At 74.2% G+C, this 19,283-nt stretch carries 15 protein-coding genes; 5 read left to right on the top strand and 10 right to left on the bottom strand.

The genetic code is table 11. The features are described from left to right. Window positions 1-170: 170 nt before the first annotated feature. The 3 genes from ABTZ03_RS08750 to ABTZ03_RS08740 all read left to right on the top strand — a co-directional run bounded on the left by ABTZ03_RS08750 (window position 171) and on the right by ABTZ03_RS08740 (window position 2,808). A complete protein-coding gene (locus ABTZ03_RS08750) occupies window positions 171-1,460 on the top strand; it encodes an FAD-dependent oxidoreductase (RefSeq protein WP_350512164.1) in 1,290 nt (429 codons plus the stop codon). Window positions 1,461-1,758: 298 nt separating this feature from the next. Next, on the top strand, window positions 1,759-2,217 hold the full coding sequence (locus ABTZ03_RS08745; protein WP_350512163.1) for a nitroreductase family deazaflavin-dependent oxidoreductase: 459 nt from the start codon (window positions 1,759-1,761) through the stop codon (window positions 2,215-2,217). Window positions 2,218-2,388: 171 nt separating this feature from the next. Beyond that, window positions 2,389-2,808 carry a hypothetical protein gene (locus ABTZ03_RS08740; RefSeq protein ID WP_350512162.1) on the top strand — a complete coding sequence of 140 codons (420 nt, stop codon included), beginning with the start codon at window positions 2,389-2,391 and terminating at the stop codon, window positions 2,806-2,808. Between the two features lie 229 nt (window positions 2,809-3,037). Here ABTZ03_RS08740 and ABTZ03_RS08735 read toward each other — a convergent pair whose 3' ends face one another. Beyond that, entirely contained in the window at window positions 3,038-3,703 is a 666-nt protein-coding gene (locus ABTZ03_RS08735; protein ID WP_350512161.1) for a TetR/AcrR family transcriptional regulator, read from the bottom strand. Window positions 3,704-3,841: 138 nt separating this feature from the next. On the opposite strand from ABTZ03_RS08735, the gene mca reads away from it, so the two are divergent. Beyond that, the gene (mca, locus tag ABTZ03_RS08730; RefSeq protein ID WP_350512258.1) at window positions 3,842-4,798 is read left to right on the top strand and encodes a mycothiol conjugate amidase Mca; all 957 of its coding nucleotides are present in this window, start codon (window positions 3,842-3,844) and stop codon (window positions 4,796-4,798) included. A gap of 144 nt (window positions 4,799-4,942) precedes the next feature. On the opposite strand, the gene ABTZ03_RS08725 is transcribed toward mca, so the two are convergent. From ABTZ03_RS08725 to ABTZ03_RS08710, 4 genes are all read right to left on the bottom strand, one after another. Beyond that, window positions 4,943-5,941 (bottom strand): YdcF family protein, encoded by a 999-nt coding sequence (locus tag ABTZ03_RS08725; protein ID WP_350512160.1) that lies wholly within the window; start codon window positions 5,939-5,941, stop codon window positions 4,943-4,945. Window positions 5,942-6,028: 87 nt separating this feature from the next. Beyond that, window positions 6,029-6,991, bottom strand: a complete 963-nt coding sequence (gene pip, locus ABTZ03_RS08720) for a prolyl aminopeptidase (RefSeq protein ID WP_350512159.1) — start codon at window positions 6,989-6,991, stop codon at window positions 6,029-6,031. A 121-nt stretch (window positions 6,992-7,112) separates the two neighbouring features. After that, window positions 7,113-7,559 (bottom strand): hypothetical protein, encoded by a 447-nt coding sequence (locus ABTZ03_RS08715; RefSeq protein ID WP_350512158.1) that lies wholly within the window; start codon window positions 7,557-7,559, stop codon window positions 7,113-7,115. 74 nt (window positions 7,560-7,633) lie between these two features. Next, on the bottom strand, window positions 7,634-8,311 hold the full coding sequence (locus tag ABTZ03_RS08710; protein WP_350512157.1) for a TetR/AcrR family transcriptional regulator C-terminal domain-containing protein: 678 nt from the start codon (window positions 8,309-8,311) through the stop codon (window positions 7,634-7,636). Between the two features lie 251 nt (window positions 8,312-8,562). Between ABTZ03_RS08710 and ABTZ03_RS08705 the strand changes: the two genes are divergently transcribed. Then, window positions 8,563-10,131 (top strand): MFS transporter, encoded by a 1,569-nt coding sequence (locus tag ABTZ03_RS08705; protein ID WP_350512156.1) that lies wholly within the window; start codon window positions 8,563-8,565, stop codon window positions 10,129-10,131. A gap of 79 nt (window positions 10,132-10,210) precedes the next feature. Here ABTZ03_RS08705 and ABTZ03_RS08700 read toward each other — a convergent pair whose 3' ends face one another. The 5 genes from ABTZ03_RS08700 to ABTZ03_RS08680 form a co-directional block, all read right to left on the bottom strand. Then, entirely contained in the window at window positions 10,211-11,083 is an 873-nt protein-coding gene (locus ABTZ03_RS08700) for a lysophospholipid acyltransferase family protein (protein ID WP_350512155.1), read from the bottom strand. Beyond that, window positions 11,080-11,916 (bottom strand): GNAT family N-acetyltransferase, encoded by an 837-nt coding sequence (locus tag ABTZ03_RS08695; RefSeq protein ID WP_350512154.1) that lies wholly within the window; start codon window positions 11,914-11,916, stop codon window positions 11,080-11,082. The genes ABTZ03_RS08700 and ABTZ03_RS08695 overlap by 4 nt, the downstream gene beginning before the upstream one ends. A 362-nt stretch (window positions 11,917-12,278) precedes the next feature. Continuing rightward, window positions 12,279-13,670 (bottom strand): serine hydrolase domain-containing protein, encoded by a 1,392-nt coding sequence (locus tag ABTZ03_RS08690; RefSeq protein ID WP_350512257.1) that lies wholly within the window; start codon window positions 13,668-13,670, stop codon window positions 12,279-12,281. A gap of 74 nt (window positions 13,671-13,744) precedes the next feature. After that, complete coding sequence (locus tag ABTZ03_RS08685) at window positions 13,745-15,112, bottom strand: M1 family metallopeptidase (RefSeq protein ID WP_350512153.1); 1,368 nt, start codon at window positions 15,110-15,112, stop codon at window positions 13,745-13,747. Window positions 15,113-15,167: 55 nt separating this feature from the next. Further along, window positions 15,168-19,109 carry a Pls/PosA family non-ribosomal peptide synthetase gene (locus tag ABTZ03_RS08680; protein WP_350512152.1) on the bottom strand — a complete coding sequence of 1,314 codons (3,942 nt, stop codon included), beginning with the start codon at window positions 19,107-19,109 and terminating at the stop codon, window positions 15,168-15,170. Window positions 19,110-19,283: the final 174 nt, after the last annotated feature.

Here is a 19,283-nt window from a genome sequence, read left to right as displayed (position 1 = left end):
GAAAGTTGAGCTGTTACGCTTTTTTAGCGATTGCACTTTGATGGGCGTGCCTCGCTCTGCCCTGCCCTGCGCTGCCCTGCGCTTGAGCTTGCGCTGGCACGCCCTGTCCTCAACCACTACGGGTGCGAGTTGCCGCACCCGTCGTCCGAGCACCGGAGGAGACGGTCCCCATGACCACCAGCACACCCCGGATCTGCATAGTCGGCGCCGGTCCGGCCGGCCTGACCTGCGCCCGCGTCCTGCAACTCCAGGGCATCGAGGTCGCCGTGTACGACGCCGACGCCGCCGTGGACTCCCGCGATCCCGGCGGGACGCTCGACCTGCATGCCGACTCGGGCCAGATCGCCCTGGCCGACGCCGGGTTGACGGACGCCTTCCTGGCGGAGGCCCGGCCGGAGGGGCAGGCCAAGACTCGCTGTGACCACCAGGGCACGGTCCTCGCCCGGTTCGTCCCGGCCCCCGGCGACACCGCCGCGCCCGAGATCGACCGCGGTCGGCTGCGCCGCATGCTCTACGACAGCCTGCGCCCCGGCACGGTCCGTTGGGGCCACGAACTCGTCCGGGCGACCCCGCTCGGCGGCGGCGCCCACCGGCTGGAGTTCGCGGACGGCGGCCGTGCGGAGCGCGGCAGCGGCGTGCAGCACGGCAGCAGTGTGGAGGCGGACCTGGTCATCGGCGCCGACGGGGCGTGGTCGAAGGTCCGCCCCCTGGTCACCGGCGCGGCCCCGCAGTACCTCGGGGTCAGCTACCTGGACGTCCGGTTCGACGAGGTCGACACCCGCCACCCCGAGCTGGCCCGGATCGTCGGCGACGGCCACCTGTTCGCCAACGACAACGACGGCCGCGCGGTGATCCTCCAGCGCAACGCCGGTGGTGTGGTCCGCGGCTACCTCTCCTTCCGCGCCCCGCGGAACTGGCACCTTGAAGCGGGCGTCGATCTCGCCGACCGGGAGGGCGTCCGCTCCCACCTGGTCGAGGAGTTCGCCCACTGGTCCCCGCCGCTGCGCGGGCTGATCAGCCGCAACGACGGCGACTACGTGCCGCGCTCCTTCTGGGCCCTGCCCGCCCCGCTCGACTGGGACCACGTTCCCGGGGTCACGCTGATCGGCGATGCGGCCCACCTGATGGCGCCCTTCGGCGGGCACGGTACCAACCTCGCGATGCTCGACGGGGCGGAACTCGCCCTGGCCGTGGCCGAGACGGTGGCCGGGGGCGGAACACCCGGCCACGGCTCCACGCTCGACGAGGCGGTCGCGCGCTACGAGTCGGAGATGTTCGCCCGCTCCGCGGGACTGGCGGCGAGTTCGAACGAGGCGCTCGTGCGGTTCTTCGCCACCACGTCCCCCGACGCGCCTCACCTGCCGCCGGACCACGCCCAGGAGCACCACGACTACCTCGCCAGGGCCGCCGCCCGCCGACGTGAGCGCTCCCTCCGGACGGGAGGGCGCCCCGAGGCCTGACCCCGGCGGCAGGACGGCCAGGGCGGCCGGGTGGCCAGGGCGTCCGAGCGGTTGATCAGGGGCGGAGGGCGGTTCCGTCCAGGTCGAAGGCAGTTCGACCTGGTGATCGGGGCCGCCCTGACCTGCGGAGACGCAAAGACGCTGCGTTGCCGGGGCCTTGCCGTCACACTGGAGACCGTCCACTCGGAGTCGTCCACGTGAGGTCGTCGGCAGAGCGGGAACGGTGCCGTCCTCGTGGTGTGACGCTTCGTGCTGGACCTTCCCGACCCGGTCCGTGCACGACGATGGGGTGACCGCGATGCCGCTTGAGGGCGAGTACGAGCCGAGCCCGGCACAGTGGGTGCGCGAACAGGTCGAGCTGTACGAGAGTTCTGGTGGCACGCAGGGCACAACGCTCTGGGACACGGGGCTGCCGGTCGTCATCGTCACGATGCGTGGTGCCAAGAGCGGTGGGGTTCGCAAGACTCCGCTGATGCGCGTGGAGCACGAGGGGCGGTACGCGGCTGTGGCATCGAAGGGTGGCTTCCCGCGCCACCCGGACTGGTACTTCAACCTCAAGGCCGATCCGCGGGTGGAACTCCAGGACGGCCCCGAGCGCCGCGGCATGATCGCCCGTGAACTCGCCGGGGACGAGCGGGCCCTGTGGTGGCAGCGCGCGGTCGCCGCGTACCCGCCGTACGCCGAGTACCAGGAGAAGGCTCACCGGGTGATCCCCGTCTTCGTCCTCGAACCCGAGCATCCGGCCGGGGCGGCGTAGGCCTGGGCGGGATCGGACCAAATCCCTTGGGGTGGAGGACTGTTACCCGATGGTGACGATCTGTGCACAATCAATGGCGCGGAGTGGGGCATCCCGATAGGTGACAGTGCCCGTCCGGCACCGACCGTGTCCTCGGGCCGAACGACCGCCTCCCCTGAAAGGGGTGCACCCGTGATCGTCTCCAAGCGGAACTGCCTGCGCCTGGCCGCCGTCGCCACCCTCGGTGCGCTGCTCCTCGGAGCGGCCGGCCCCGCCCTGGCGGCCGCCGACACCGCCACCCCGGCGGCCCCGGTCGCCGTCGCCGCGTCCGCCTCCGTCACCGCCTCGATCACCGCCCGGCCGTCGGTCGGCTCCGTCCAGGCCTGGCAGTTGTTCCGCGTCACCGGTGCCACCACCGGCCTCAAGGCCGGGAGCACCGTGACCTTGGAGCAGAGGCAGCACGGCTCGTGGGTCGCCCTGCCGGCCGCCACGCAGACGACCCGCAACGGCTCCTACTCGCTGGGCGTGAAGCTCGGCATCAAGGGTGTGAACGAACTCCGCATCGTCAGTGGCGCCGCCGCCTCCCCGGTGTTCACCGTGACCGTGCGCTGACTCGCGCCCGGCCCTCGCTGTGGGCGGCTTCGCCGCCCGTGGCGAGGTTGTCCGGGGTGAGGTCGTCCGATGGCCCGTCGTGCGCAAGGAAGTTGCGCGTGGCGGGCCGTCGTCGTTCGGCGGCGCGTCGTAGGTCGTCCGGAGGGGCGTGGATCCACGGGGCTGTTGGTCGTCTCCCTTCATGGTTCGGCGGCGTCACGGTCGACGCCCGGGTGGGTCCGGGAGGGGCCTATTCCTCGCGGACGGCGTAGGAGCCCAGGGCGCCCTCCAATCGGTCGAAGGCCCGGAGGGCGGAGGGGCGCACCGCGGCGGCGATGGCGCCGTGTTCCTCCCCGGCCAGGACGCGGCGGAAGACCTCGGCGGCCACGGCCCGGTCGACGGCGGCGAGCAGGGCGGCGGCGACCCTGCTCTCGAAGTCGACGCCCTCGCCGGGGTCGGCGGGCGGCGTGTGCACGGACTCCGCCAGGGCCTCGGCCAGTGCGGCCTCGCCCTGCTCGTGCAGTTCGCGGAACCGGGCGCCGAGGGCGGGGCTCTCGGCGATGGTGCGGGCGAAGTCCGGGCCGGAGAAGCCCAGTCGGGGATCGTGGCGGGCCAGCCCGGCCAGGCAGTCGCGGCGCAGAGCGGCGAGGGCGGACTCGCCGGGGGTGCGCTCGGCGACGGCGTTGGCGAGCCGGCCGACGAGTTCCTCGTGCAGGTCGAAGAAGAGGTCCTCCTTGCGCGGGAAGTGGTTGGTGACGGTCATCTTGGAGACCCCGGCGGCGGCCGCGACCTCGGCGATGGTCGTGCGGTCGAAGCCGCGCTCGATGAAGAGCCTGGTCGCGGCGTGCGAGATCGCCTCGCGGGTGCGGCGCTTGTTGAGCTCGCGGAGGTTCGGAGTGGCCCCGGTGTCGGTCATGAGGTGAGCCTAGCGCAGTTCGCTGGGTCGGGCACAGAAATTATGCTTGACCTAATCAGTGGCCCCGTCATAAGTTCCTGTCAAGCGGTCGGAGCGACCGTCGGTTTCCTTTCCACAATCCAGACCTTGGAGGTCCTCATGTTCACCAAGCACCCCGGCGGCCTGCGCCTGCTGACCGTGCACGCCCACCCCGACGACGAATCCAGCAAGGGGGCGGCCACCCTCGCCCGGTACGCGGCGGAGGGCGTGGACGTCCTGGTCGTGACCTGTACCGGCGGCGAGCGCGGGTCGGTGCTCAATCCGGAGCTGGACCGGCCCGAGATCCGCGCGGACCTCGCCCGGGTCCGGAGCGCGGAGATGGCGGCCGCGCGGGAGATCCTCGGCGTACGGCAGGAGTTCCTCGGCTTCGTCGACTCCGGCATGCCGGGCGCGGACGAACCGCTGCCGGAGGGCTGCTTCGCCGTCCAACCGGTGGAGGTCGCGGCGGCGCCGCTGGTCGCGCTGATCCGGGAGTTCCGCCCACACGTCGTGATCACCTACGACGAGACCGGCGGGTACCCGCACCCGGACCACGTGATGACCCACAAGGTCGCCGTCGAGGCTTTCGAGGCCGCGGCCGACCCCGGGCGCCACCCGGAGAGCGGCGAGCCCTGGCAGGCGGCGAAGCTCTACTACCACCTGGCGCTCTCCCGCGCCTGGTTCCAGACGCTGCACGACGCCATGACGGAACGAGGGATCCCCTCGGAGATGGGCGGACTGCTCGCCGAGTGGCCCGACACCCCGCCGGCCCTCGCGACCACCACCCGGATCGAGTGCGCCGAGCAGTTCGCCGTACGGGACGCCGCGATGCTGGCACACGCCACCCAGGTCCAGCCCGGCGTCGCGTTCATGGCCCACCCGCGGTCCGTCGAGCGGGAGGTCTGGCCGACGGAGGAGTACCACTTGGCGCGCACCTTCGTGCCGAGCCCGGACGGTGCGGCCGGGGTCGACGCGGCCGGTGGCGCGGGTGCGGTCGAGACCGACCTGTTCGTCGGGCTGCGGGCCGGTGCGGGCCTGAGCCAATCGTCGTTCGATCAGGGCAGGTTGATCTCATGACGAATCATCGGCCCGCACCGGCCGGCCAGTTGCCCCCGGCCGGCCAGGGGCGGCTACACCACCACCTGCGCCGTCCTGACGCCCCGCCCGGTCGCCCGAGGGGCCGCCCCGCCGCTGCTACGGCGAGCGGTGTTCGGGGCGCTCTCAGAGCGCTGCGAGCACCCCGCAGAGCGCAAGAAGGCCGCAGATCCCGAAGTTGATCAGCTTGTGCGAGAGGAAGACCGCCGCGAACTCGCGGATGGTCGCGCTCGGCCAGTAGTAGCGGGCGGTGGGCGAGCCGAAGACGTGCCCGTTGACGCCGGTCTTGCGGGCGGTCAGCGCCGCCCGGAAGGCGTGGAAGTTGTTGGTCACCACGACACAGCGGTAGTCGGGCTCGGCCTGCTCCATGATGGCCCGGCTGAACAGCAGGTTCTCCTCGGTGGTGCGCGAGCGGTCCTCGCGTACGAGATGCTCGTCCGGGAAGCCGCGTTCGACCAGGTAGTCGGCCATGGCGTGGGACTCCGGCAGCTTCTCGTCCGGCCCCTGGCCGCCCGAGGTGATCAGTACCGGCGGGTTGCCGCGCGCGGCCTGCGCCTCGTACACCTCGCGGCCCCGGTTGAGTCGGCTGGCCAGCAGGGGCGGGACGCGCTCGCCGCCGATCAGCCCGGATCCGAGGACGACCACGAAGTCCACGTCCCGGCGCGGCCGGTGACGGCCGTACAGGAAGGCGTAGCCGACGAAGCAGACGAACAGGAAGGAGACGTAGCCGACCACCAGGACGGCGGTGCCCGCGAGGATGCCGAGCTTCGGTGAGCGGGTGACGATGGCGGCGAAGAGCAGCGCGATGACGGCGATGATGCCCAGTCCGGCGAGCAGGGACAGCAGGTTGGCCGGTCGCCGGCCCTCCTTGCGGATCATGGTCACGCCGTTGGCGAGCAGGAACCAGACCAGGGCCACCGTGCCGACGGTCGGCAGCAGGATGATCGCCGCCGCCGCGAGCTCCGCCACCAGGGTGGGCGCCTTGCGGAGTTCGGTGAGCAGGGCGAGCGAGAGGAGGGAGACGGCGATGCCGAGCAGGACGGCATTGCTGAACTGGCGGCGGTCGCGTAGTACCCCGATTCCGAACAGGAGGAAGAACAGGGCTGCTGGGGCATAGGCGAGCATGGTTCGTATCGTAGGGGGAGCAGATGGGTGGATCATCCGTGCGAACGGTCGCGGCGCCCCCGGGGCCGTACGGTCGCGTACGGTTCCTCAGGCGAAGCGTTCGACGGCGGCGCGCACGGCCTCGGCCATCTTCGGGCTGCCGGTGTGGCCGGCCTCGTCGATGACCGTCAGCCGGGCGTCCGGCCAGGCCTTGGCCAGCTGCCAGGCGGTGTTCAGCGGGCTGCCGAGGTCGAGTCGTCCGTGGATCAGCTCACCCGGGATCCCGGCCAGTCGTCCGGCGTCGCGCAGCAGTTGGCCGTCCGCCAGGAACGCCCGGTGCGAGAAGTAGTGCGCGGTGATCCGGGTGAAGGCCATCAGGGCTTCGGAGGGGCGGTCGGAGTAGGCGTTCGGCTTGCCGAGCACCTCGTGCGAGATGACCGCGTCCTCCCACGCGGACCAGGCCTGGGCGGCGGCCCGACGGACGTCCTCCTCGGGGCTGTTGAGCTGTCGGCTGTAGGCGGTGAGCAGCGCGGAGACGTCACCGTCCCGGTCGGCGGCGGGCAGGAAGTCGCGGAACTCCTCCCAGGGGCCGGGAAGGAAGCGTCCGACGCCCTGGTAGAGCCACTCGGTCTCCTCCGGGCGGGTCATCGTCACCCCGCAGATCACGATCCCGGAGACCCGCTCCGGGTGGGCCTGGGCGTAGGCCAGGATCAGCGTGGATCCCCAGGAGCCGCCGTACATGAGCCACTTGTCGATGCCCAGGTGCTCGCGCAGCCGCTCCAGGTCGGCGACCAGGTGTGCGGTGGTGTTGTGCTCCAGCCCGGTCGCCGGGTCGGCGGCGTGCGGCAGGCTGCGCCCGCAGCCGCGCTGGTCGTACTGGACGACGCGGAACCGCTGCGGGTCGAAGTGCTGTCGGCTGCCCGGGCCGTGGCCCGAACCGGGCCCGCCGTGCACCGTCACGGCGGGCTTGCCCGTCGGACTGCCGGAGCAGTTCCAGTACATCCGCTGTCCGTCGCCGACGTCCAACAGGCCCTGCGCATAGGGCTCGTCGTGGCGGTACGGCTCGGGCATGGTGGACTCCTCCGTGGGCGTGCGGCCGGGGCGCCGGGCGAGCCTACCGGTCGCGGAGCCCGTCGGCCGCCCGATTTCGGGCGGCCTCCGGCGCCACGGGAGGCCGGTGATCGGCCGGTGCTCAGCCGAGGGCGACGTCGACGGAGGCGTATCCGACGCAGAGGATCAGCCAGAAGCCGAGCAGGCCCGTGACGCCGGCCGTGATCCGCCCGAGGCGGCTGCGCTCCTCCTTCGGCCGGCGCCGGTGGCGGATGCCGTGGAGGAGTCCGAGCAGGCCCACCGCGGCCAGCGCGTAGGCGGCCGCCGGACTGGCCGCGTACAGCGCCTGGGCGAGGACGAAGCTCACCACCAGCGACCCGGTGGTGAGGACCACGAGGACGGCACCGCCGACGAGTTCGAGGAGCAGCTCGCCGACACAGCCCAGCGTTCGTCGGGTGAGGCCGACCAGCAGTCCGGTCTGACCGCCGGGCACGGGTGTCGGGTCCCCGGGCTGGTGTCCGACCGGCTCCTGCTCCGGGCCCGGTGCGGCTTCCCGCACCGTCTCCGGCCCCGTCCGGTCCCCGGCCATGCCCCACCACCCCTTTGCCCGCTCTTTGCCTTGCCGGTGGGTATCGTAGCCGACCGCCGCGGCGCTTCCGCAGGTCAGCGCCGGTCCGGCGGCAGCAGGGTGGCGAGTCCGTCGAGGACGCGTTGGACGCAGAACTCGAAGCGGGCGTCCATGTCCGGCCCGGTGAGGTGGTCGGCCAGGTCCGCGAGGTTGGGGTACTGCGCCGTGGGCAGGTTGCGGAAGAGGTCACCTGCGGCGTCGGCGATGTCCCGGCGGCTGGTGCCGAGCACTTCGGCGGCCGAGATCGGGGACTGCTCCTGGAGCACGAAGCCCTGGACGAAGGCGCCCAGCAGGTAGCTGGCCATCGCCGTGTCGGCGTCCGAGAACCCGGCCGAGCGGAGCCGGTCGAGCTGGGTCTCCATCAGGTTGAGCAGGCGGGGGCCGGGCGCGAGCCGGCCGGCCACGACCTTGGCGGCGTCGCGGTTGTCGAGCAGCAGTCGGCGGTAGCGGGCGCAGTACTCGTACAGCTCGGCCCGCCAGTCCTCCTGGCGCGGCGGGGGTTCGACCGTGCCGAGGATCGCGTCGCTGAGCAGATCGAGCAGTTCCTGTTTGTTGCGGACGTGCCAGTACAGCGAGGCGGCCTTGACGCCGACCTCGGCGGCGACCTTGCGCATCGACAGTCCGTCCAGGCCCTCCCGTTCCAGCACCCGCAGCGCGGCCCGGGTGAGGGCTTCGCGGGTGAGTGCGGGGGTCGCGTCGTCGTTCTCCGGCATGGCTGTGCGGACGCCTCCAGTGGTCGGGCGGGTGGTGGACCGGGTGATGGGCGGTGGATCGGGTGGTGGGCAACGGTGTGGCGGTCAACGGTGTGGCGGTCAAGGGTACGGCGGGTCAACAGTGCCACGGCCGCCCGGCCGGTGATCCCGCAGGTCGGGGAATTCGAGTTGCGCTCTAACGGTGTTAGGGGCAGCCTGTGCGTGTCACATCGAGCCCTAACGCTGTTAGGGAGAGGATCGGGAGGGGTCTCATGGGGGAGCCGGGCACGCGCCGCAGAAAGCAACTGGCGCTGCTGACGCTCTGCGTGGCGATGTTCATGGCCATGCTGGACAATGTCGTCGTCAACGTCGCCCTGCCCCGGATCGGGCAGGACCTGGACGCCGGGGTCAGCGGTCTCCAGTGGGTGGCCGAGGGCTACAGCCTGGTGTACGCCGCACTCGTGCTCACCGGCGGCGCCCTCGGCGACCGCCACGGCCGCACCCGGATGTTCGTCCTGGGTCTGGGCCTGTTCACGGTCGGCTCCGCGGTCGCCGCGCTCGCCGGGACGATCGAGGTGCTGGTCGGCGGCCGGACGGTGCAGGGGGTGGGGGCCGCGCTGCTCACCCCGGGCAGCCTGACCCTGCTGAGCCACGTCTTCACCGGGGAGCGCGAGCGCGCCAGGGCCATCGGCCTGTGGTCCGGGGTGTCCGCGCTCGGCCTGTCGATCGGCCCGGTGATCGGCGGTCCGATGGTCGAACACCTCGGCTGGTCCAGCGTGTTCTGGATCAATGTGCCGATCGGCGCGGCCGGAGTGGTGCTCGCGGCCAAGGTCCTCCCCGGGATCCCGCCGCGCGCCCGACGGATCGACGTCGGGGGATTCGTCCTCTCCGCGGCGGGCCTCGGCCTGCTGGTCTACGCCCTGATCGAGGGCCCGACGCGCGGTTGGAGCGACCCCGTGGTGGTCGGCTGCGGCGCCGTCGCCCTGGTCCTGCTGGTCGTCTTCCTGGTGCTCGAACTGCGGCTGGCCGAGCCGATGCTGGAGCTGCGGCTGTTCCGGGACGGCGCGCTGAGCGCCGGGCTGCTGAGCGGGTTCATGGTCAGCTTCGGGATGTTCGGGGCGATGTTCTTCCTGCCCCTGCTGATGCAGGGTGTGCTCGGCTGGTCCCCGTCCGGTGCGGCCTACGCCGGGCTGCCGATGACCGCGATGCTGGTGGTCGCGGGGCCGCTGTCCGGCCGCCTCGCCGCCCGGTACGGCCCCCGGCTGCCGATGGTGACCGGACTCGTGCTCTGCGCGATCGGTCTCGGCGGGCTGTCGCTGTACGGCGACCACGCCCACTACCCCGAGTACCTCTGGACGCTGTTCACGCTGGGATTCGGGATGGGGCTGACCTTCACCCCGGTCTCGATCGCGGTGCTGCAGCGGGTCGCCCCGGCACAGACCGGGATGGCCTCGGCGACCGTCAACACCCTGCGCGAACTCGGCGGGGTGCTCGGGATCGCCGTGCTCGGCGCCCTCCTGACCAACCGGATGACGGACCGGCTGACCGCCGCCCTGCACCGGCTCGGCGTCCCGGCGGAGGCGGTCGGCTCGATCGGGGGCGCGTCCACCGGTGCGGCGCACGGCGGTGGCGGTGCGACCGGAACGCTGCCCGCACCGGTCCAGCACGCGGTGGACGGCGCCTTCGTCGACGGCATCCACCTCGCGCTGCGCTGCGGCTCGGCCGTGCTCGCCGTCACCGCCGTCCTGGTCGCCGTGCTGCTCGGCCGAGCCCGCCCGCTCACCCCGGCCGCCCCGGGCGAACCGCGGCCGGCGGACCTGGCCGAGGCCCGTTCCGCCTGAGGCACGCCGGGCCGGCGCCGGGCCAGGTGGACGAGGACGGACGCCCGGTGGACCCGCGCCCCAGCGGGTCCCGCCCGGCTCAGCGGATCCCCTCCACCGCCGTCTGCGCCGCCCGGGCCAGCTCCCGCCGGGCCCCCGCCCGGGTGGGCTGCGGCCCGGGCGGCGGGATCGGCGGCAGGAAGGTGACGTCGGCGACCAGCCCGCGCACCGCGACCACCCGGGCGAGCGAGGTGAGCAGGCCCTCGTCGCCGATGAAGGCCGGGGCGCTGGTCGGCCGTCCGTCCGCCAGCCGGTAGCGGATGGTCACCGGCTGGACGAAGGCGCCCGCCTCGACCGCGGCCTGGAACAGCGCGGGCCGGAACCGTCCGCTCTCCCGTCCGCACCAGGTCGACCCCTCCGGGAAGACGATCACCGGGTACCCGGACCGCAGCACCTCGGCCACCGCCGCCACGGTGTCCGGGAGGGTGCGCAGCCGGTCGCGGTCCAGGAACACGGTGCCGCCCCAGGCGACCAGGTGCCCGAGCACGGGCCACTTCCGGACCTCGGTCTTGGCCAGCGACCGGCCCGGCCGGCCGGCCGCCAGCAGTGGGATGTCCAGCCAGGACACGTGGTTGGCCACCACCAGGGCCCCGTCGGCGCCGACCGCGTGGCCGCCACGTACGCCGACCGCCCCGGCCGAACCGTCCGCCCCGGGCCGCCAGGGGACTCCCGGCGTGCCGAGGTGGACGGTCACCCCCAGGGTGCGCAGCAGGATCCGCGCCCAGAGCCGGATCAGCCGGTCCCGGGCGCCGTACGGCAGCAGCCGCACCGGCAGGATGAGCAGCACCCCGGTGAGCACCGCCACCAGGCAGGCGATCAGCCGCAGCGCGCGCCGGGGGTGCGAGACCTCCGGCGCGCGCTCGCCCAGGCAGGTCTCCGGCCGGCAGGGTGCGGTCGGCAGCCAGACGCTCATGACGAGGCGCCCGAGGTGGCCGCTCCGGACAGGAAGTGCCGCAGGTAGCGCGGGTCGGTGCGCTCCAGCGACAGCAGGACGTACAGGTCGGCGCAGTTGAAGTCGGGGTCGTAGGCGGGCTCGCCGCAGACCCAGGCGCCGAGCCGCAGGTAGCCGCGGAGCAGGGCGGGCAGGGCGCCGCGGTCGGCCCGGGGGACGCCGGTGGAGTCCCAGCGGCGGTGCGGGGTGACCCGGTACTCCGCGGGGGCCAGGTACTTGGCGCTGACCGTGTCCCAGACCCGGGCCGCGGTGGCGCCGCCGTCCTCCAGGTCGATCGAGCAGCAGCCGCCGACCCAGGTGTTGCCGGTGTCGGCGAGGTAGCGGGCGATGCCGCCCCACATCAGGTTGATGACCGCGCCGTTGCCCCGGTGGTCGGGGTCGATGCAGGAGCGGCCGAGCTCCACCAGTCCGGGCCGGACCGGCGCGAGCGCGGAGAGGTCGAACTCGCCGTCGGAGTAGAGCCGTCCGGCCCGGCGGGCGGCCTCGGGGCGGAGCAGCCGGTAGGTGCCGACGACGGCGCCGTCCTGGCCCTCGCGGACCAGCAGGTGGTCGCAGAACTCGTCGAAGGGGTCGACGTCGAGCCCGGCGACCGGGCTGTGCAGGACGGCGCCGAGTTCGGCGCCGAAGACCTGGTGGCGCAGCCGCTGGGCGGCGCGCACGTCGTCCTCGTCGCGGGCGAGGGAGACGGTGTAGCCGACGGGTGCGGGTGCGGGCCGGGTGCGGGGCGCGGGGACCGCCGGGGTGTCGTGGGTGGGGGCGACTGCGGACGGAGCGTACGTGGGGACGGTGGTCATGGCGGACCCTCCAGGGCAGCACGATCGGCGGTGCCGTGGATCACCAGGGCACCGTCCCGGCCCGCTGGCTTTGGACATCGGGCGCGAACCGGTCCCCGTATGTCTCTCCAAGTCGGTTGGAATTCACGTTGCGGCCCGGCGGATCGCAGATGTGCACCTGTTGAATGGGACCACCCGTGACGGCCCGTGGCCAGCCGGTCATCTCCCCGGCACCGGGCAGTCGTTCGGGCGGGGTGGACAACGGGGGCGCGCACCTGCATCGTGCACGCCCCCGCTCCTGCCCGTCCGCTCCTGCCTGTCCGCTCGTTCCCGTTCGCTCAGCCCGTCGGGCTGCTACCCCGCTGCGCCGGACCGCCGGCGGCTCAGTACGCCCGCCACCCCTCCGGGTCGACGCCCCCGGGGACGGCGCCGGGGACGGTGCCGGCCGGCCCGTACGGCTCGCGGGTGTAGACGAAGGAGCCGACGTCCAGGTGGCTGACGGCGCCGTCGGGGTGCCGGACCACCCGCAGGGTCTCGCCCGCATGGTAGTTGTCCAGGCCGAGCCAGGTGCCGTCCGGCTCGGGACGGAAGCGGGAGCCCCGGTGGCCGCCGGCCTGCGGGGCCAACTCCAGGACGCCGTCGGCGCGCAGCCGCAGGACGTTGGGCGCGGCGCCCCAGAACCAGGGGCCGGTGAGCGCCAGCAGCTCCTGGTCGACCGCGGCCAGCGGGCGCCAGGGGGCGGGCAGCCGGGGCTCGTGGGCGGCCGTGATGCCGATCAACTGGGCGGCCAGCGTGGCGGTGCTGAGGCCGTTGGTGGCGTTGGAGAGGGCGAACGCGGCGAGGCCGTCCTCGGCGCTGACCCACAGTCCGGCCGTGAAGCCGGGCATCGATCCGGAGTGGCCGTAGAGCAACCGGCCCTCGTCGCGCCGCAGTTGGAGGCCGAGGCCGTAGCCGGAGGTCCAGTCGGCGTTGTCCGGGCCGACGGCCGGGCGGGACATCTCGGCGATGGTGCCGGCGCTCAGCACCCGGTCGTCGCCGGCCGCGAGGAAGGCCGCCCAGCGGGCCAGGTCGGCGCCGGTGGACCAGAGTTGGCCGGCCGGGCCCATCCGGCCGGTGTCGGTGAGGGGCTCGGGCAGCATGACGTCGGCCCACGGGTGCACGGCGAAGCCCCCGGCGTGCGGGTGCTCGGGCAGCAGGGTGGTGCGGTCCATGCCGAGCGGGGCCAGCACCTCGCGGCGCAGCACCTCGCCCCAGGGCTCGCCGCGCAGCTGCTCGACCAGCGCGCCGAGCAGTGCGTAGCCGGGGTTGGAGTAGTGGTGGCGCCGCCCGGCCGGGTGCTTGAGCGGGTGCTCCGCGTCCAGCAGGTCGCCGAGGTCGGGCCGCAGTGCGCCGTCGGTCCGCTCCCACCAGGGGCCGGGCGTCTCGGCGGCCAGTCCGCCGGAGTGGGCGAGCAGTTGGGCGACGGTGACGTCGTCGGCGGGGGTGCCGGGCAGGTGGCGGCCGAGCGGGTCGGCCAGGTCGACCAGCCCCTCGTCGCGCAGCCGCAGCACCAGCACCGCGACGAAGGTCTTGGTGAGCGAGCCGATCCGGTACTGGACGTTCAGGTCCGGCGCGTGCCCGTCGACCATGCTGCGGGCGCCGCTCCACACCGGCCGGCCGTCCCGCACCACCCCGGCGACCAGCGAGGGGGTGCGGCCCTCGGACTGGGCGACGGCGATGTGGTGCAGCAGGGCGCGGCGGGTGGTCGGCAGCAACTGGTCGGACTGGTCGGTCATCTGATCGTCTGAGCTCTTCGACATGCTCGGACAGTAGCCCAGCCGGGCCCCGGACCAGCAGGAATAAACCCGGGTCAGTGCGCTGCCGGCGGCAGTTCCGGCTGCTCCAGCCAGGCCTCGAACAGCGGGCCGAGCGGGGCGGTGGTGTACCGGGACGCGTGCGCCAGCAGGTCGCCGGTGGCGACCACGCCGTGCCGGTTGGAGCCGGCCCAGTCCCGCAGCATCGCGAAGAAGGCGTCCTCGCCGAGCGCTCGGCGCAGCGCGTGCACCACCAGGCCGCCGCGCTGGTACAGCCGGTCGTCGAACATCAGCCGCCGGCCCGGGTCGCCGAGCCGGAGGTCCTGCGGCAGCCCGGCCAGCAGCCGGTGCGCGGCGGCCGCGTGCACCGCCGCCGCGGGGCCGCCGGTGTGCTCGGACCAGAGCCACTCCGCGTACTTGGCGAAGCCCTCGTTGAGCCAGATGTGCCGCCAGTCGGCGATCGAGACGCTGTTGCCGAACCACTGGTGGGCCAGCTCGTGCGCGATCAGCCGCTCGCGCTCCCAGCCGCCGCCGAGGTGGTTGGTGCCGAAGGTGGCCACGCCCTGCGCCTCGACCGGGACGTCCAGCTCCTCGTCCGCGACCACCACCGCGTACTCGCCGAACGGGTACGGCCCGAACACCTCGGAGAAGTAGGCCATCATCGCGGGCTGCCGGGCGAAGTCCCGGGCGAACTCCGCGGTCAGCCGCTCCGGCACGTACCCGGTCTGCGGCACCGACGGGCGGTCGGCCAGCGGTACCGCCAGGTAGTGCCCGATCGAGACCGTCACCAGGTACGGCGAGGTCGGCGCGCTCTGCTCGTACACCCAGGTGGTGCTGGACGCCCGGGTGGTCCGGGTGAGCAGCCGACCGCCGGACAGCACCGTGAACGGGGACGGCGTGGTGACGGCCACCTGGTACGTCGCCTTGTCCGCGGGCCGGTCGTTGCACGGGAACCAGGACGGCGCGCCGACCGGCTGGCTGGCCACCAGCGCGCCCTCGGTGAGCTCCTCCCAGCCCAGGCTGCCCCACGGGCTGCGCACCGGCCGGGGGTTGCCGGTGTAGTGCACCTCGACGGTGAAGGCCGCACCGGCGGCGAGCGCCTTCGCCGGACGGATCCGCAGCTTGCCGCCGCGGTGGGTGTAGCGGGCGGCCCTGCCGTCGACCAGCACCCGCCCGATCCGGAACTCGGCCAGGTCGAGCGCGAACTCGGTCAGCGCCGCGTCCGCGACCGCGCTCAGCCGGGCCGAGGCGGCCAGCCGGTTGGGCCCGGGCCGGTAGTCCAGCGCGAGTTCGTAGCGGTGCACCCGGTAGCGGTGGTCGCCGCTGTTCGGGAAGTACGGGTCCGGGCCGGGGGCCGCGGTCGGGGCGTGCTTGGGCTTCACGGGGGCGGACGCTTCCTGCGGGCCGGGACGGGTGGTGGTCATGCCAGATGGCGGGGAGGTCGTGCCGGACGGGGGGCCGTACCGGGGGGAGGGGTGGTCACGACGTGGTCTGCCACGCCTCGATGGGGTTGCCCAGCCACCGCGTGTCGGCGGGGACGGACTCGGCGCGCATCACCAGCGAGGCCGGGCCCAGCGTGCTGCGCGCGCCCACCGTGCTGCCGGGCAGCACGATCCCGCCCGGGCCCAGCGTGGCGCCCTCGCGGAGGACCACAGTATCCATCCGCATGATCCGGTCGTGGAAGAGGTGGGTCTGCACCACGCTGCCCCGGTTCACGCTGACCCCGTCACCCAGGGTGACCAGGTCGGCCTCCGGCAGCCAGTAGCTCTCGCACCACACGCCGTGCCCGACCTTGGCGCCGAGCGCCCGCAGCCACAGATTGAGCACCGGGGTGCCCGGCACCGAGCCGACCAGCCAGGGCACCGCCAGCACCTCGACGAAGGTATCGGCGAGCTCGTTGCGCCACACGAAACCGCTCCACAGCGGGTGCTCGACCGCCCGGAACCGCCCGACCAGCAGCCACTTCGCGGCCACCGCGACCAGGCAGGCCACCCCGCCCGCCGCCAGCAGCACCAGACCGGAGAGCAGCGCCGCCAGCAGCACCGAGTCGGCCGCCAGCCGGCTCAGCGCCGCCGCCGTCAGCAGGCCCAGCGCCGCCGAGGCCAGCACCGGCACCAGCCGGGCCACCTCGACCAGCCCGCGCGCCCACAGCAGCCGCACCGGCGGCTCGTAGGTCAGGCTCTGGTCCGCCCGGTCCGCCGCGCGCGGCAGCCGCACCGGCGGCATGCCCAGGTACGAACTGCCCTTCTTCGCCTTCTCCGGCGTCGCCGACAGCACGCCCACCAGACCCCGCTTGGGCACCGAGCGGCCCGGCGCGGTCATCCCGGAGTTGCCCAGGAAGGCCTTCTCGCCGACCTTCGCCTCGCCGAGCCGCACCCAGCCGCCGCCCAGCTCGTACGGCGCCATCAGGGTGTCGTCGGCCAGGAACGCGCCGTCCCCGACCGTGGTCAGGCTGGGCAGCGCCAGCACCGTGGACACCTCGGCGTGCCGGCCGACCCGCATCCCCAGCGCCCGCAGCCACAGCGGGGTGACCAGCCCGGCGTACAGCGGGAACAGCACCTCCCGGGCCCGGTCCATCAGCTGGGTGACCAGCCACGCCTGCCAGCCGACCCGGCCGTGCAGCGGGTGCACCCCGGGCTCCAGGCCGCGGCTCAGCAGCCGCACCAGCACCACCAGCTGCGCCGCGTACACCGCGCCGAAGGCCAGCGTGGCGGGCAGCAGGCCGAGCAGCGCGCCGCCGAGCGCCGGGCCGAGGGCCGCGCCCTGGTCGACGCAGCGGGAGAGCACGGCCAGCGCGGCCACCGAGGGCAGCACCGGGAGCAGGCTGAGCACACCGCCGCCGGCGCCGTACAGGGCGGCCCAGCGGGCCCGGCGGGCCGGGCGCTCCTTGGGCCAGGCCCGTTCGGCCCGGCCCAGCTTGACGGCGGGCGCGCCGCCCCAGCGCTGGCCGGTCGGCACCTGGCCGGTGACGCCGGAGCCGGGCAGCACCTGGGCGCGCTTGCCGACCCGGGCACCGGGCAGCAGCGTCGACCGGGTGCCGACCACCGCGTCGGACCCGACCTTGATCTGGCCGACCTCCAGCCGGTCGCCGTCCAGCCAGTAGCCGGACAGGTCGACCTCGGCCTCGACGGCGCAGCCCCGGCCCAGCTTGAGCATCCCGGTGACCGGCGGCAGCGAGTGGAGGTCGACGTCGGACATCACCTTGGCGCCCAGCGCCCGGGCGTAGCGGACCAGCCAGGAGCCGGACAGCGAGGTCGCCCCGCTCAGCTCGGCGAGCCGCTCGGCGGTCCACAGTCGCAGGTGCACGGAGCCGCCGCGCGGGTAGCTGCCCGGGCGCAGCCCGCGCAGCAGCAGCCGGGCGCCGCCGGCCGCGATCGCCAGCCGCCCCGCGGGGGTGTACAGCGCGAGCGCGCCCGCGCCGACCGCCCACCAGGAGGCGGTGGGCGCCCACGGGTAGGCGCCGAGGTGGGAGAGCAGGTTCCCGGCCGCCAGCAGGGCGACCGTCCAGCGCAGGCCGACCACGGTGAACAGCGGGATCAGCAGCAGCAGCTGGAGCAGCTTGGCCCGGGTCGGCACCAGGGCGATCGTGCGGGCCTCGCCGCCCTCGCCCGCGGTGCGCTCCAGGTGGCGGGCGAGCTTGCGCAGGGTCGGGTTCTGGTAGATGTCCAGCACGGCGGCGCTCGGGTAGCGGGTGCGCAGCAGGGTGGTCAGCCGGGCGGCGGCCAGGCTGCCGCCGCCGATCGCGAAGAAGTCGTCGCGGGCGCCGCTCACCTGCACGCCGAGGATCTCGGCCCACTGCTCGGCGAGCCAGGCCTCGGTGCCGTACAGCTGCTCGCTCGGCCCGGCGGCCTCCAGCTCGGGCAGCGGCCAGGGCAGGGCGTTGCGGTCGACCTTGCCCGAGGTGCGGGTGGGCAGGGTGTTGACCGGGGCGAGCAGCGGCACCAGGGCGGCGGGCAGCTCGGCCCGCAGCCGTTCCACGGCCTGCTCGCGGTCGAAGCCGTCCTGCACCACCAGGTAGCCGACCAGCAGCTGGTTGCCGCCGCGCGCGGTCCGGACGGCCGCGGCCGCGCCCGCCACGCCGGGCAGCGCCTGGAGGGCGGCGTCCACCTCGCCGAGCTCGATCCGGCGCCCGCCGAGCTTGATCTGCTCGTCGGTGCGGCCGAGGAACAGCAGGCCGGCCGGGTCGGCCTGGACCAGGTCGCCGCTGCGGTAGGCGCGCTCCCAGCCCATCGAGGGCAGCGGGGCGTACTTCTCGGCGTCCTTCTCCGGGTCGAGGTAGCGGGCCAGGCCGACGCCGCCGATCACCAGCTGGCCGGTGCCGCCGGGGGCGACCGGCTGCCCGGCCTCGTCCACCACGACGAGGTCCCAGCCGTCCAGCGGCAGGCCGATCCGGACCGGGCCGTCGCCGGTGAGCAGCGCGGCGCAGGCGACCACGGTGGCCTCGGTCGGGCCGTAGGTGTTCCACACCTCGCGGCCCTCGGTGACCAGGCGCTGCACCAGCTCGGGCGGGCAGGCCTCGCCGCCGAAGATCAGCAGCCGGACCTCGTTGAGCGCCTCGGCCGGCCACAGCGCGGCCAGGGTCGGCACGGTGGAGACCACGGTGATCTCCTGCTCGGCCAGCCAGGGGCCGAGGTCGGCGCCGCTGCGCACCTGGGAGCGGGGGACCGGCACCAGGCAGGCGCCGTGCCGCCAGGCCAGCCACATCTCCTCGCAGGAGGCGTCGAAGGCGACCGACAGGCCGGCCATCACCCGGTCGCCGGGGCCGATCGGCTCCTCCTGGAGGAAGAGCGCGGCCTCGGCGTCGACGAAGGCGGCGGCGTTGCGGTGGCTGACGGCGACGCCCTTGGGCTTGCCGGTCGAGCCGGAGGTGAAGATGATCCAGGCGTCGTCGGCCGGGGTCGGGCGGCGCTCCGGGGCGGGGGCGCTCAGGGCGGGCTCGGTGGTGCGATCGGCGGTGTGTTCGGGGGTGCGTTCGGCGGTGGCGCTCAGGGCGCGCTCGGCGCCGAGCACGGCGGCCACGGCGGCCTCGCCGAAGACCAGCTGGGCGCGCTCGTCCGGATCCTCGGCGTCCACCGGGACGTAGGCGGCGCCGGCGGCCAGCACGGCCAGGATCGAGACGTAGAGGTCGTTGGTGCCGGAGGGGACCCGGACGCCGACCCGGTCGCCCGGGCCGATCCCGGCGGCGGCCAGCCGGCGGCGCAGCTGCTCGACCTCGGCGGCCAGGGCGCGATAGCTGAGCACGGTGGTGCCGTCGTCCAGGGCGGGCTCGTCGGGGTGGGTGCGTACGGTGGCGTCCAGCACGTCGACCAGGGTGCGCGGGGCGGCGGCCGGGCGGCCCGGGAACAGGGCGCGCGGCTCCGTGCGCGGTGCGGTGTGCGGCGGCTCGGTGTCCTGCTCCGAGTGGATCGGTTCAGTGGTCATGACGGCCGTGCGCTCCTCGTCCTCGCCCCGTTCCTCCTGATGCCCGGCCCCCAGGGGCGGTGGGGGCACCGCCGGACCGGGCGCCCCCACTCCGGGGCCGGAGCGGACAACCCGACCGATGGTAGACCCGGGGCCGGAGTCCGGCAGGAGCCTGAACTCGGCCCAACTGGGCCG

Source organism: Kitasatospora sp. NPDC096077 (assembly GCF_040303245.1).
GTDB lineage: Bacteria > Actinomycetota > Actinomycetes > Streptomycetales > Streptomycetaceae > Kitasatospora.
The sequence above is the reverse complement of the archived record's forward strand: the minus strand, read 5'-3'. Positions and strand labels throughout refer to the sequence as shown.

Bases quoted from the DNA above. Each gene is read 5' to 3' on its own strand.
- ABTZ03_RS08750 (WP_350512164.1), top strand. From the start codon at position 171: ATGACCACCAGCACACCCCGGATCTGCATAGTCGGCGCCGGTCCGGCC.
- ABTZ03_RS08745 (WP_350512163.1), top strand. From the start codon at position 1,759: ATGCCGCTTGAGGGCGAGTACGAGCCGAGCCCGGCACAGTGGGTGCGC.
- ABTZ03_RS08735 (WP_350512161.1), bottom strand. From the start codon at position 3,703: ATGACCGACACCGGGGCCACTCCGAACCTCCGCGAGCTCAACAAGCGC.
- mca (WP_350512258.1), top strand. From the start codon at position 3,842: ATGTTCACCAAGCACCCCGGCGGCCTGCGCCTGCTGACCGTGCACGCC.
- ABTZ03_RS08725 (WP_350512160.1), bottom strand. From the start codon at position 5,941: ATGCTCGCCTATGCCCCAGCAGCCCTGTTCTTCCTCCTGTTCGGAATC.
- pip (WP_350512159.1), bottom strand. From the start codon at position 6,991: ATGCCCGAGCCGTACCGCCACGACGAGCCCTATGCGCAGGGCCTGTTG.
- ABTZ03_RS08715 (WP_350512158.1), bottom strand. From the start codon at position 7,559: ATGGCCGGGGACCGGACGGGGCCGGAGACGGTGCGGGAAGCCGCACCG.
- ABTZ03_RS08710 (WP_350512157.1), bottom strand. From the start codon at position 8,311: ATGCCGGAGAACGACGACGCGACCCCCGCACTCACCCGCGAAGCCCTC.
- ABTZ03_RS08705 (WP_350512156.1), top strand. From the start codon at position 8,563: ATGGGGGAGCCGGGCACGCGCCGCAGAAAGCAACTGGCGCTGCTGACG.
- ABTZ03_RS08700 (WP_350512155.1), bottom strand. From the start codon at position 11,083: ATGAGCGTCTGGCTGCCGACCGCACCCTGCCGGCCGGAGACCTGCCTG.
- ABTZ03_RS08695 (WP_350512154.1), bottom strand. From the start codon at position 11,916: ATGACCACCGTCCCCACGTACGCTCCGTCCGCAGTCGCCCCCACCCAC.
- ABTZ03_RS08690 (WP_350512257.1), bottom strand. From the start codon at position 13,670: ATGACCGACCAGTCCGACCAGTTGCTGCCGACCACCCGCCGCGCCCTG.
- ABTZ03_RS08685 (WP_350512153.1), bottom strand. From the start codon at position 15,112: ATGACCACCACCCGTCCCGGCCCGCAGGAAGCGTCCGCCCCCGTGAAG.
- ABTZ03_RS08680 (WP_350512152.1), bottom strand. From the start codon at position 19,109: ATGACCACTGAACCGATCCACTCGGAGCAGGACACCGAGCCGCCGCAC.